General features: G+C 55.6%; 10 protein-coding genes. 6 read left to right on the top strand and 4 right to left on the bottom strand.

The annotated features are described in order from the left end of the window. The 3 genes from GKAS_RS19640 to argE form a co-directional block, all read right to left on the bottom strand. The coding region (locus GKAS_RS19640) for a helix-turn-helix transcriptional regulator (RefSeq protein ID WP_035896664.1) at positions 1–768 on the bottom strand (768 nt) is incomplete at its 3' end. Positions 769–933: 165 nt separating this feature from the next. Then, positions 934–3585, bottom strand: a complete 2652-nt coding sequence (gene ppc, locus GKAS_RS19635; protein ID WP_035896662.1) for a phosphoenolpyruvate carboxylase — start codon at positions 3583–3585, stop codon at positions 934–936. Between the two features lie 301 nt (positions 3586–3886). Beyond that, positions 3887–5038 carry an acetylornithine deacetylase gene (argE, locus tag GKAS_RS19630; RefSeq protein WP_035896660.1) on the bottom strand — a complete coding sequence of 384 codons (1152 nt, stop codon included), beginning with the start codon at positions 5036–5038 and terminating at the stop codon, positions 3887–3889. A gap of 153 nt (positions 5039–5191) precedes the next feature. Here argE and argC point away from each other — a divergent pair, with 153 nt between their 5' ends. The 4 genes from argC to oxyR all read left to right on the top strand — a co-directional run bounded on the left by argC (position 5192) and on the right by oxyR (position 9653). Then, complete coding sequence (gene argC, locus GKAS_RS24970) at positions 5192–6196, top strand: N-acetyl-gamma-glutamyl-phosphate reductase (RefSeq protein ID WP_035896658.1); 1005 nt, start codon at positions 5192–5194, stop codon at positions 6194–6196. A gap of 12 nt (positions 6197–6208) precedes the next feature. Further along, positions 6209–6982 carry an acetylglutamate kinase gene (argB, locus tag GKAS_RS24965; protein ID WP_035896656.1) on the top strand — a complete coding sequence of 258 codons (774 nt, stop codon included), beginning with the start codon at positions 6209–6211 and terminating at the stop codon, positions 6980–6982. 116 nt (positions 6983–7098) lie between these two features. Further along, positions 7099–8472 carry an argininosuccinate lyase gene (argH, locus tag GKAS_RS19615; RefSeq protein ID WP_035896654.1) on the top strand — a complete coding sequence of 458 codons (1374 nt, stop codon included), beginning with the start codon at positions 7099–7101 and terminating at the stop codon, positions 8470–8472. A gap of 263 nt (positions 8473–8735) precedes the next feature. Next, on the top strand, positions 8736–9653 hold the full coding sequence (gene oxyR / locus GKAS_RS19610; protein WP_035896652.1) for a DNA-binding transcriptional regulator OxyR: 918 nt from the start codon (positions 8736–8738) through the stop codon (positions 9651–9653). Here oxyR and sthA read toward each other — a convergent pair. Further along, complete coding sequence (gene sthA / locus GKAS_RS19605; protein WP_035896650.1) at positions 9636–11036, bottom strand: Si-specific NAD(P)(+) transhydrogenase; 1401 nt, start codon at positions 11034–11036, stop codon at positions 9636–9638. The genes oxyR and sthA overlap by 18 nt on opposite strands. Before the next feature lie 197 nt (positions 11037–11233). Here sthA and fabR point away from each other — a divergent pair, with 197 nt between their 5' ends. Next, the gene (fabR, locus tag GKAS_RS19600; protein ID WP_035896647.1) at positions 11234–11869 is read left to right on the top strand and encodes an HTH-type transcriptional repressor FabR; all 636 of its coding nucleotides are present in this window, start codon (positions 11234–11236) and stop codon (positions 11867–11869) included. 15 nt (positions 11870–11884) lie between these two features. After that, positions 11885–12241 carry a YijD family membrane protein gene (locus GKAS_RS19595; protein WP_035896644.1) on the top strand — a complete coding sequence of 119 codons (357 nt, stop codon included), beginning with the start codon at positions 11885–11887 and terminating at the stop codon, positions 12239–12241. Positions 12242–12739 lie beyond the last annotated feature (498 nt).

Below are 12739 nucleotides of genomic sequence, written 5' to 3'. Positions count from 1 at the left end.
AAATAGACGGCAGAAGTAGTTGCTGTCGACAAACCCACAGGCGTGGGCAATCTCTTTGACCTTCAGGTCGTAGCCCTTCAACAACCGTCTGGCGTGTTCCAGCCGCGTGTGGTTGAGGTATTCGTTAAACCCCATCACCCCGCTTTTCTGGAACAGGTGCGACAGATAGTTGGGGGAGATGTAGAACGCCTGGGCGACTGATTCACGGGTCAGCGGTTCGGCAAAGTGGCTATCGATATATTCGCGAATGGCGTCGAACAGCGCCTGGCTGCGCGATGCGGTCTGGATTTGGCTGCTGAGCAGATCGGCACAGTGGCTAATCAGGCTGGTGGCTATCAGGCGGGCGGTTTGCTGTTCCTGCGGCTGCATCTGAATTTCACTCATGGTTTGCAGCAGGAAAGAGCCGACGCGCGGGCCTCGTCGGGCGACGTGCTGCTTAGCCATGTTTTTCAACTGCTGCCCATCCCATTGCTGCACGCTAAACCCCAGTTGCTGTTTGCCAAACAGAATGCTTAACGTGGTGACCGGGCTCTGCCACTGTGGGAAATTCCAGCCGCCAGCGGGAACGTAGAGTGCATCCAGTGCCTGCATAGACTCACCCAGCGCAGCGTCGGTGAGCTGCCCTTCAAGCAGGATCTCCAGCCGGGGGAAATCGACCTGAAAAGCCATCTCCGGCACCGGCGAGTGATTCCCGGCAAACCAGATTTTTTGCAGCGGCGTGATACCTGAGGCGATGTGGGAAAGCAGTGGGTTGATGTCGGAATGCATGGGGATCCCTGTCGTAGTGAACAACGAAGAGACCTTAACCGAGAGGATAAAAAAAGGCCACAAAGAATGTGGCCTTTTGGCGTGCAGGTCGACCGGCCGACGCCGGAGCCGCACTGTACATATTCCCGGCGTCGCTTCGCTCGGCCGGGCTACATGGGGGAGAGATTAACCTGTGTTACGCATACCCGCAGCAACGCCCGCGATGGTGACCATCAGCGCTTGCTCAACGTTATGGTTTGGTTCCTGGCCTTCTTCTTCCGCTTTACGTGAACGGTGCAGCAGTTCGGCCTGCAGAACGTTCAGCGGGTCGGTGTAGACGTTACGTAGCTGGATAGACTCGGCAATCCACGGCAGGTCGGCCATCAGGTGCGCATCGTTTGCGATATCCAGCACCACTTTGATGTCGGCTTCCAGCTGGTCGCGCAGTTCGGTACCCAGACCCCACAGCTCTTTTTTCACCAGACGCTGATCGTAGTATTCCGCCAGCCACAGGTCAGCTTTCGAGTAGACCATCTCCAGCATGCCCAGGCGGGTTGAGAAGAACGGCCAGTCGCGACACATGGCTTCCAGCTTGCTCTGTTTGCCATCTTCGACCACTTTTTGCAGCGCGGCACCGGCACCCAGCCAGGCTGGCAGCATCAGGCGGTTCTGCGTCCAGGCGAAGATCCATGGAATTGCACGCAGGGATTCAACGCCGCCGGTTGCGCGACGTTTTGCCGGACGTGAACCCAATGGCAGTTTGCCCAGTTCCTGCTCCGGCGTAGCGGAACGGAAGTACGGCACGAAATCTTTGTTTTCACGCACGTAGCCGCGGTACATCTCGCAGGAGATATCCGACAGTTCGTCCATGATGCCGCGCCACTCTTCTTTTGGTTCCGGCGGTGGCAGCAGGTTCGCTTCCAGAATGGCGCTGGTGTACAGCGACAGGCTGCTGACGGTGATTTCCGGCAGACCGTATTTGAAGCGGATCATCTCGCCCTGTTCGGTCACGCGCAGGCCACCTTTCAGGCTTCCCGGAGGCTGAGAGAGCAGCGCAGCGTGAGCCGGTGCGCCGCCGCGGCCAATGGAACCACCGCGACCGTGGAACAGCGTCAGCTCGATGCCCGCTTTCTCACAGGTTTTGATCAGAGCATCTTGCGCCTGGTACTGCGCCCAGGATGCCGCCATGACGCCCGCATCTTTTGCGGAGTCGGAATAGCCAATCATCACCATCTGTTTGCCCTGAATAAAGCCGCGGTACCAGTCGATGCCCAGAAGTTGGGTCATGACGTCATCGGCGTTGTTCAGGTCGTCGAGGGTTTCGAACAGCGGAGCAACCGGCAGTGCGAAGGTAATGCCCGCTTCTTTCAGCAGCAGATGAACCGCCAGCACGTCAGACGGCGTTTTTGCCATTGAGATAACGTAGGCGGCGACTGAGCCGACAGGGGCATCGACAATCGCTTTACAGGTATTAAGAACTTCGCGGGTGTCGTTGCTTGGCTCCCAGCTACGCGGGAGAAGCGGACGTTTGGAATTCAGTTCGCGGATCAGGAAGGCCTGCTTGTCGGCTTCTGACCAGCTTTCGTAGTCGCCGATGCCCAGATAGCGAGTCAGCTCGCCCAGAGCTTCGGTGTGGCGGGTGCTTTCCTGACGCACGTCGATACGCACCAGCGGCACGCCAAAACACTTCACGCGACGCAGGGTATCGAGCAGTTCGCCGTTGGCGATAATGCCCATCCCGCAGGCCTGCAGCGATTTATAGCAGGCGTACAGCGGTTCCCACAGCTGTTCGTTCTGGCTGATAAGGCCCGCCGGTTTCGGCAGACGCTCGCCTTTCAGGCGCGCTTCCAGCCAGGCTTGGGTTGCTAGCAGGCGGGTACGCAGGTTTTTCATCAGGAAGCGGTACGGCTCGGTGGCACCGGCTTCACCAACCAGTTCGCGCAGTTCGTCGGTACACTCGACCATCGACAGTTCGGAAATCAGGATCTGAATATCTTTCAGGAACAGGTCGGTCGCTTTCCAGCGGCTGAGCAGCAGCACGTGGCGGGTGATTTCTGCGGTGACGTTCGGGTTGCCGTCGCGGTCGCCGCCCATCCAGGAGGTAAAGCGTACCGGCACGAAATCGACCGGTAGCTGGTAACCGAGGTTCTCTTCCAGCTGTTCATTCAGTTCGCGCAGGTAGTTTGGTACGCCTTCCCACAGGCTGTTTTCCACCACCGCAAAGCCCCATTTGGCCTCATCAACCGGGCTTGGACGATGCTTACGAATTTCATCGGTGTGCCAGGACTGGGCAATCAGCTGGCGCAGACGGCGCATCACCTGGTTGCGTTCGTAGTCGGCGATATCGGTGTTATCGAGTTGCTTTAAGCAGTTGTTGATCTCACCCATTTTGTGAATCAGCGTACGACGCGTGATTTCGGTTGGGTGCGCGGTGAGTACCAGCTCCAGCGACAGGGATTCAACGGCTTTTTTGATGATAGTTTCGTTGAGATTAGGTTGGTCTTTGAGTTTACGCAGGGTACGAGCAATCACTTCCGGGTTGCTTGCCGCTTCGCCTTTTGGCGAAATGCTGTGGTACTGCTCGGCGGTGTTGGCCAGGTTCAGGAACTGACTGAACGCGCGGGCGACCGGCAGCAGCTCATCGTTGGACAGGTTCTGCAGCGTGGTGAGCAGCTCCTGGCGATTGGCTTCATTGCCCGCACGAGAAGACTTGGACAACTTACGGATCGTTTCTACACGGTCAAGAATGTTCTCGCCAAGCGCATCCTTGATGGTATCGCCTAGCACTTTACCGAGCATACTGACATTACTACGCAACGCGGAATATTGTTCGTTCATTAACCCAGACACCCCATCTCATTTTATTTTGTTATATCCCAACCCCTGGAACGTAAGGGCGAGATAAAGACACCTCTTTTATAAAGCCACGTAAAAACCCGTACGTCAATTGCTGCGAAATCGCTTCAGCAAACGAATAAATCGCGACAATTTATGAAAGTTAATTCGTATCGTGCCAGATAAGAAATGCTTATGAAAATGTGAAGGAGATCGCGGCTTAGAGATGCCGGATGGCGCTGCGCTTATCCGGCCTACGGGTGGGGGTAGGCCCGGTAAGCGTAGCGCCACCGGGCAGAACACATTAATGCCAGCAGAAGTGATGCACGACCTGGGTAATTAACTCGCGCGTCGGCTTAATAAAGCGCGTTTCCAGGTATTCATCCGGCTGGTGCGCCTGATTAATTGAGCCTGGGCCTAAGACGATGGTCGGACACAGGGTCTGGATAAACGGTGCTTCGGTGCAGTAGTTCACCACTTCGGTCTTCGTACCGAGCAGTTTTTCCAGCACCTCGACCAGTTGGTGGTCTGGCGGGCATTCGTAGCCTGGAATTGGCGGATGCAGCTCGCTCACCGTCAAGCGTCCCGGCCATTGTGCGCTTACCGGCTCCAGCGCTTCATCCAGCAGACCGTTGAGATCGTTCAGGGTCATGCCAGGCAATGGGCGAATATCCATATGCAGCTCGCAGCAGGCACAGATGCGGTTGGAGGCGTCGCCGCCGTGGATCGCGCCGAGGTTGAGCGTTGGATACGGTACGGTAAATGCTTCGTAGTGATAGCGCTCTTTCAGCGAATCGCGCAGTTGCATCACGCGGCCAATGGCGTCGTGCATGATCTCAATGGCGTTGACGCCGCGCGCCGGGTCGCTGGAGTGGCCGGACTGGCCCATCACGCGAATGGCATTCGACATATGGCCTTTATGCGCGCGCACCGGTTGCAGTGAGGTAGGTTCACCGATGATGGCGCAGTCCGGGCGAAGCGCTGTGGATTCAGAGAAGTAGCGAGCGCCCGCCATGCTGGTCTCTTCATCGGCGGTTGCCAGGATATAGAGCGGCTTTTTAAGCGTCGTCACGTCAACATCACGCAGTGCGTCCAGAATAAAGGCGAAGAAGCCTTTCATGTCGGCGGTACCCAGACCGTAGAGCTTGTTGTCGTGCTCGGTGAGGGTGAATGGGTCGCGGGTCCAGCGTCCGTCGTCAAACGGCACGGTATCGGTATGACCGGCGAGCAGCAGCCCGCCTGCGCCGTGTCCGGTGCTGGCCAGCAGGTTGAATTTGTTGCGCGTGCCGGGAACGGGCTGCACTTCGACATTGAAGCCTAACGAGGCGAACCAGTCAGCAAGCAGAGTGATTAAAGACGCATTGCTCTGATCGAGCGCTTCTTCGGTTGCGCTGATGGAAGGAGTGCCGATCAACGCACGGTAAATCTCGATAAATGGGGGTAAATTGTTTTTCATTGTTGACACACCTCGGGTCATGATAGTATCAATATTCATGCAGTATTTGTGAATAAAAATACATTATCATTAGGCGTAAGAAAACCCACCAATGGTAGGGTGAATAGAAAACGCTTAATCAGGCAAACAGACATAAGAAGGTAAACGGCCCCGATGTTGAATACGCTGATTGTGGGCGCGAGCGGTTACGCTGGCGCAGAGCTTGTGACCTATGTAAATCGCCATCCTCATATGAACATAACCGCTTTGACGGTCTCAGCGCAAAGCAATGATGCAGGAAAGCTAATCTCCGATTTGCATCCACAGCTGAAAGGGATTGTCGATCTGCCGCTGCAGCCGATGTCCGATATCAGTGAGTTCAGCGCCGGTGTTGATGTGGTGTTCCTGGCGACCGCCCACGAAGTGAGTCACGATCTGGCCCCGCAATTCCTCGCGGCAGGCTGCGTGGTGTTCGACCTTTCCGGCGCGTTCCGTGTGAACGACGGCGCCTTCTATGAAAAATACTACGGGTTTACCCATCAGCATCCTGAGCTGCTGGCGCAGGCGGTGTATGGCCTGGCCGAGTGGAGCGCCGAGGCGCTGAAAGAGGCGAACCTGATTGCGGTGCCGGGCTGTTACCCGACGGCGGCGCAGCTTTCCCTGAAACCTCTGATTGATGCATCCCTGCTGGATCTCAACCAGTGGCCGGTGATCAACGCAACCAGCGGCGTGAGCGGCGCAGGGCGTAAAGCAGCGATCTCCAACAGCTTCTGTGAAGTGAGCCTGCAACCGTACGGCGTGTTCACCCATCGCCATCAGCCGGAAATCGCCAGCCACCTGGGCGCAGAGGTGATTTTCACCCCGCATCTGGGCAACTTCCCGCGCGGCATTCTGGAAACCATTACCTGCCGTCTGAAGCCGGGCGTGACCCATGCGCAGGTGGCGGAAACCTTACAACAGGCCTACGGTGACAAGCCGATGGTACGTTTATACGAGAAGGGCGTTCCGGCACTGAAAAACGTGGTCGGCCTGCCGTTCTGCGATATCGGTTTTGCGGTGCAGGGCGAGCACCTGATCGTCGTGGCGACCGAAGACAACCTATTGAAAGGCGCTGCCGCACAGGCCGTGCAGTGCGCCAATATCCGTTTCGGCTTTGCTGAGACGCAGTCTCTTATTTAAGGTGTGACGACGATGAATCCATTAATTATCAAACTGGGCGGCGTGTTACTGGATAGCGAAGAAGCGCTGGAGCGCCTGTTTACCGCGCTGGTCAACTACCGCGAGTCGCATCAGCGCCCGCTGGTGATTGTCCACGGCGGCGGCTGCGTGGTGGATGAGCTGATGAAGCAACTCAACCTGCCGGTGAAAAAGAAAAATGGTCTGCGCGTCACGCCTGCCGATCAAATCGACATCATTACCGGCGCGCTGGCGGGTACCGCCAACAAAACGCTGCTGGCGTGGGCGAAGAAGCATGATATCGCCTCCGTTGGCCTGTTCCTCGGTGATGGCGACAGCGTGCAGGTGACGAAGCTGGATGAAGAACTGGGCCACGTGGGCCTGGCGCAGCCGGGTTCACCTAAACTGATTAATCTGCTGCTGGAAGGCGGTTTCCTGCCGGTGGTGAGCTCGATTGGCGTGACCGCCGAAGGGCAACTGATGAACGTTAACGCTGACCAGGCGGCAACCGCGCTGGCGGCAACGCTTGGCGCAGACCTGATTCTGCTCTCCGATGTGAGCGGTATTCTCGACGGTAAAGGCCAGCGTATCGCCGAAATGACGGCGGCGAAGGCTGAACAGCTGATCGAGCAGGGCATTATTACCGATGGGATGATTGTGAAAGTGAACGCGGCGCTTGATGCGGCACGTACGCTGGGTCGTCCGGTAGATATCGCTTCATGGCGTCACGCGGAGCAGCTGCCGGCGTTGTTTAACGGCACGCCGATCGGTACGCGTATTCTGGCTTAACTATTTATGCGCCCGATGGCGGCTACGCCTTATCGGGCCTACGTGAACAGAACCTGTAGGCCGGATAAGCGCAGCGCCATCCGGCAGTGAAATCGAAGAAATTAAGGAAGCATGTTATGGCACTTTGGGGTGGGCGTTTTACTCAGGCAGCGGATCAGCGGTTCAAACAGTTCAATGACTCTTTACGCTTTGACTATCGCCTGGCGGAGCAGGATATCGTTGGCTCTGTTGCCTGGTCCAAAGCGCTGGTGACGGTTGGCGTTCTGACGGCGGATGAGCAATCTCAACTGGAAGCCGCGCTGGGCGTGCTGCTGGAAGAAGTGCGGGCAAACCCGCAGCAGATTCTGGAAAGCGATGCTGAAGATATCCATAGCTGGGTTGAAGGCAAGCTTATCGACAAAGTGGGTCAACTGGGTAAAAAGCTGCACACCGGCCGTAGCCGTAACGACCAGGTAGCGACCGACCTCAAACTGTGGTGCAAAGATACCGTTGCTGAGCTGCTGACGGCAATCCGCCAGCTGCAAGGCGCGCTGGTCGACACTGCGCAGGCAAACCAGGATGCGGTGATGCCGGGCTATACGCATCTGCAACGCGCGCAGCCGGTAACCTTCGCGCATTGGTGCCTGGCCTACGTTGAGATGCTGGCGCGTGACGAAAGCCGCCTGCAGGATACCCTTAAGCGTCTTGACGTAAGCCCGCTGGGCTGCGGCGCGCTGGCGGGTACCGCCTATGAAATCGACCGTGAGCAGCTGGCAGGCTGGCTGGGCTTTGCGTCCGCGACCCGTAACAGCCTGGACAGCGTTTCTGACCGTGACCACGTGCTGGAACTGCTGTCTGATGCGTCTATTGGCATGGTGCACCTGTCGCGCTTTGCTGAAGATCTGATCTTCTTTAATACCGGTGAAGCCGGCTTTGTTGAGCTGTCTGACCGCGTGACTTCAGGTTCTTCCCTGATGCCGCAGAAGAAAAACCCGGATGCACTCGAGCTTATCCGCGGCAAGTGTGGCCGCGTACAGGGTGCGCTGACCGGCATGATGATGACCCTAAAAGGCTTGCCGCTGGCCTATAACAAAGACATGCAGGAAGACAAAGAGGGCGTATTTGATGCGCTCGATACCTGGATGGACTGCCTGCATATGGCGGCGCTGGTGCTGGACGGTATTCAGGTGAAACGTCCACGGTGCCAGGAAGCGGCGCAGCAGGGTTATGCGAACGCCACCGAGCTGGCGGACTATCTGGTGGCGAAAGGCGTTCCATTCCGTGAAGCGCACCATATCGTCGGTGAAGCGGTGGTTGAGGCTATTGCTCAGGGCAAACCGCTGGAAGAGCTGGCGCTGGCCGACCTGCAAAAATTCAGCGCGGTGATTGGCGAGGATGTCTACCCGATTCTGTCGCTGCAATCCTGCCTCGATAAGCGTGCAGCGAAAGGCGGCGTTTCACCGAAGCAGGTGGCGCAGGCGATTAGCGACGCGAAAGCACGCCTCGCGTAACCTTTGTCTTTGTAGCCCGGCCGAGCGTAGCGACGCCGGGTTTTTTACGGCCAAAAAAAAGCGGGCCACGGGGCCCGCAAACGTTCATGTTGGCTTTATTTGTCGAGTTTGAGAGAAACTCCGAATCAGTGTGACGACTTCAAGGGTTAAACAAGGGCCACCTGTTTCTGTGGTGTATTATTGAACAGAACCCTTGATAGGGATAATCATTCATTGCTATTCTATCTATCGCCATGAACTATCGTGGCGATGGAGGATGAATAATGAATATTCGTGATCTTGAATACCTGGTGGCGTTAGCTGAACACCGGCACTTCCGCCGGGCGGCAGATTCCTGCCATGTCAGCCAGCCGACCCTGAGTGGGCAGATTCGTAAGCTGGAAGATGAACTGGGCGTCATGCTGCTGGAGCGTACCAGCCGCAAAGTGCTGTTCACCCAGGCGGGGTTGCTGCTGGTGGATCAGGCGCGTACCGTGTTACGCGAGGTCAAAGTGCTGAAGGAGATGGCAAGCCAGCAGGGGGAGACCATGTCCGGCCCGTTGCATATCGGCCTGATCCCAACCGTTGGCCCGTACCTGCTGCCTCATATTATCCCAATGCTGCACCAGACCTTCCCGAAGCTCGAAATGTACCTGCATGAAGCGCAGACCCATCAACTGCTGGCGCAGCTCGATAGCGGCAAACTGGACTGTGCGATTCTGGCGCTGGTGAAAGAGAGCGAAGCCTTTATTGAGGTGCCGCTGTTCGACGAGCCGATGATGCTGGCGATCTATGCCGATCACCCGTGGGCGGAGCGCGATCGCGTGCCGATGTCGGATCTGGCCGGTGAGAAGCTGCTGATGCTGGAAGACGGGCACTGCCTGCGTGACCAGGCCATGGGCTTCTGCTTTGAAGCGGGTGCGGATGAAGATACCCACTTCCGCGCAACCAGTCTGGAAACGCTGCGCAATATGGTAGCGGCGGGTAGCGGTATTACGTTGCTGCCAGCGCTAGCCGTGCCGCAGGAACGCCAACGCGATGGCGTGGTGTACCTGCCGTGCATTAAGCCGGAACCACGCCGTACCGTTGGCCTGGTCTATCGTCCGGGATCGCCTCTGCGCGGTCGCTATGAGCAGCTGGCGGAGGCCGTCCGTGAAACGATGGACGGCCATTTTGACAAAGCGTTAAAACAGGCGGTTTAAGCCGTTTAGCGCTGCTACCCGATAGGCTTCCGCCATGGTCGGGTAGTTAAAGGTGGTGTTAACGAAGTACTCAATGGTGTTACCGCCACCTTTCTGCTCCATAATCGCCTGGCCGATATGAATAATTTCGGCCGCGCGCTCGCCAAAGCAGTGAATGCCGAGGATCTCCTTGGTCTCCCGATGGAACAGGATCTTCAGGCTACCCACGCTCATCCCGACGATTTGCGCTCGCGCCAGGTGTTTAAACTGGGCACGACCGACTTCGTACGGCACTTTCATTGCTGTGAGCTGCTGTTCGGTTTTGCCGACAGAGCTGATTTCTGGAATGGTGTAGATACCCGTTGGGATATCTTCAATCAGGTGCGCGCTTGCTTCACCTTTCATTAACGCCTGCGCGGCAATGCGGCCTTGATCGTAAGCAGCCGAAGCCAGGCTCGGATAGCCGATAACGTCACCAACGGCATAGACGTGCGGCAGCGCGGTCTGGTACATGCTGTTCACTTTCAGCTGGCCACGGCCATCAGCCTGTAGCCCGATGTTTTCCAGCGACAGCGAATCGGTGTTACCGGTACGGCCGTTGGCGAACAGCAGGCAGTCGGCTTTGAGCTTCTTGCCAGACTTCAGGTGCATGATCACGCCATCGTCCACGCCTTCAATCTTCTCGTACTCTTCGTTGTGGCGAATGACGACGCCGCTGTTCCAGAAGTGGTAAGAGAGGGAGTCTGACATTTCCTGATCGAGGAAGGCCAGCAGGCGGTCGCGGGTGTTGATGAGATCAACCTTAACCTCCATCCCACGGAAGATAGACGCATATTCGCAGCCGATAACCCCTGCGCCGTAGATAATCACGTGGCGCGGTTCGTGGTGCAGGCTGAGAATCGAGTCGCTGTCGTAAACGCGCGGGTGGGTAAAGTCGACGTCGGCCGGGCGATACGGGCGTGAGCCGCAGGCAATCACGAACTTATCGGCGGTGAATGTTTCGACGGAACCGTCCGGACACTCCAGCGCGATGGTGTGCTCATCGACGAAGCGGGCGTCACCCTGCAACATTTCACAGTGATTACGCTCATAAAAGCCCTGACGCATGTGAGTTTGCTGATTGATAACGCTATCGGCATGATTCAGGATGTCGGCAAATGAGGAGCGGAGAAGTCGGCTGTGGTCGCTGTAGAGAGGGTTCTGGTTGAATTCGATAATACGGCTAACGGCGTGGCGAAGGGCTTTGGACGGGATGGTACCCCAGTGGGTACAGCCGCCGCCGACATTATGATAACGCTCAATAACGGCGACACGGGCTCCTTGCTTCACCAGACCCATAGCAGCGCCTTCGCCGCCGGGGCCGGAACCAATTACTATTGCATCATAATCGTAGGAATGTGGCATGGTAAGGCTTACCTGTTCTTATACATAAAAGCAACAGAATCATAACATCATCGAAGTAATAACCCAATTATCGTTGGGCTTTTTTCATACGAAATAGCATAAATAGCATGTAAACAATCATTAACAAAGCTGCGTAAGTCGATTCGTTTTAATCTCTGGTATAGTGCCAACACGGCTTGTGGAAGGATTCAGTCATCGTGATGGGTGTTAGAGCGCAACAAAAAGAAAAAACCCGGCGTTCGCTGGTGGAAGCGGCATTTAGTCAACTCAGTGCCGAGCGTAGTTTTGCCAGCTTGAGCCTGCGCGAAGTGGCGCGCGAGGCTGGGATTGCGCCAACCTCCTTTTATCGTCATTTCCGCGATGTGGATGAGCTTGGGCTGACCATGGTCGATGAGAGCGGTCTGATGCTGCGTCAGTTGATGCGCCAGGCACGCCAGCGTATCGCCAAAGGCGGCAGCGTTATCCGCACTTCCGTCTCGACCTTCATGGAATTTATTGGCAATAACCCGAACGCTTTCCGCCTGCTGCTGCGCGAGCGTTCAGGCACCTCTGCGGCATTTCGCGCCGCGGTCGCCCGCGAGATTCAGCATTTTATCGCGGAACTTGCCGACTATCTGGAAATCGAAAACCATATGCCTCGAGCCTTTACGGAAGCGCAGGCTGAGGCGATGGTGACTATCGTATTTAGCGCGGGAGCGGAGGCTCTGGATGTAGGCCTTGAGCAGCGTCGACAGCTGGAAGAGCGGCTGGTGCTGCAGTTACGGATGATCTCCAAGGGCGCATACTACTGGTATCGCCGTGAACAAGAGAAGATGACACATCAGTCCGAATAAGGTGGTAGACGAGCAATGAAACAGTCAGGTCAAGATAAAGGTACGCTGCTGCTGGCGCTGTTGGCTGGCTTATCGATCAACGGGACGTTTGCGGCGCTGTTCAGCTCCATCGTACCTTTCTCTATATTTCCAATTATTGCGCTGGTGCTGACGGTGTACTGCCTGCATCAACGTTATCGGAACCGTACAATGCCGGTCGGGTTACCGGGCCTGGCGGCCGCCTGCTTTATTCTTGGCGTGCTGTTGTACAGCACCGTGGTGCGCGCAGAGTACCCGGACATCGGCTCTAACTTCTTCCCGGCGGTACTGTCGGTGGCGATGGTCTTCTGGATTGGCGTGAAGATGCGTAGCCGTAAGCAGGAACAGCAGTAAGCTGTAGGCCGGATGATCCGGCCTGTATTCAGTCTTACTTCTTCGTTAACAGCACGCCGCACTCCAAGTGATAGAAGTATAGAGTGTGGTGTGCCATATATTTCCTCGAATATTATGTAGTTCTCATTATAAAATATGATATTTGTCATGTTTTCGAATTTTTGATGACAATAAGCCCCAACTTAGTCCATTTTTATATCCCATCATCTAGGATAAATCTGTAGACTATTCATTAATCATAGTCATATCCATTATTCAAAAAATGTTAAATATCAGATTTTTTTCCGTCACAAAAGAAATGAGCAATCTCAACAATATTTTAAATATATCGTTTTTGTTTATAACAAGTTTTTTATCAATCGTGTCACTGGGTTATGGGGAAACAAATTCCTTCTATATAAAAGTATTTTATTTAACCACTATTTTGTTTGTAGCAAGATACTCTTTATTATGTGTTATAGCTGTGATTTTATTTTTAATTCCTACATTTCTTTTAGC

It is taken from the genome of Kluyvera ascorbata ATCC 33433 (assembly GCF_000735365.1).
Classification (GTDB): Bacteria; Pseudomonadota; Gammaproteobacteria; order Enterobacterales; family Enterobacteriaceae; genus Kluyvera; species Kluyvera ascorbata.
This window is presented reverse-complemented; position numbering and strand designations above follow the sequence as displayed.

Excerpts from the sequence above, each read along its gene's own strand:
- oxyR (WP_035896652.1), top strand. The coding sequence starts at position 8,736 with ATGAATATTCGTGATCTTGAATACCTGGTGGCGTTAGCTGAACACCGG.
- argB (WP_035896656.1), top strand. The coding sequence starts at position 6,209 with ATGAATCCATTAATTATCAAACTGGGCGGCGTGTTACTGGATAGCGAA.
- sthA (WP_035896650.1), bottom strand. The coding sequence starts at position 11,036 with ATGCCACATTCCTACGATTATGATGCAATAGTAATTGGTTCCGGCCCC.
- argH (WP_035896654.1), top strand. The coding sequence starts at position 7,099 with ATGGCACTTTGGGGTGGGCGTTTTACTCAGGCAGCGGATCAGCGGTTC.
- ppc (WP_035896662.1), bottom strand. The coding sequence starts at position 3,585 with ATGAACGAACAATATTCCGCGTTGCGTAGTAATGTCAGTATGCTCGGT.
- argE (WP_035896660.1), bottom strand. The coding sequence starts at position 5,038 with ATGAAAAACAATTTACCCCCATTTATCGAGATTTACCGTGCGTTGATC.
- argC (WP_035896658.1), top strand. The coding sequence starts at position 5,192 with ATGTTGAATACGCTGATTGTGGGCGCGAGCGGTTACGCTGGCGCAGAG.
- GKAS_RS19595 (WP_035896644.1), top strand. The coding sequence starts at position 11,885 with ATGAAACAGTCAGGTCAAGATAAAGGTACGCTGCTGCTGGCGCTGTTG.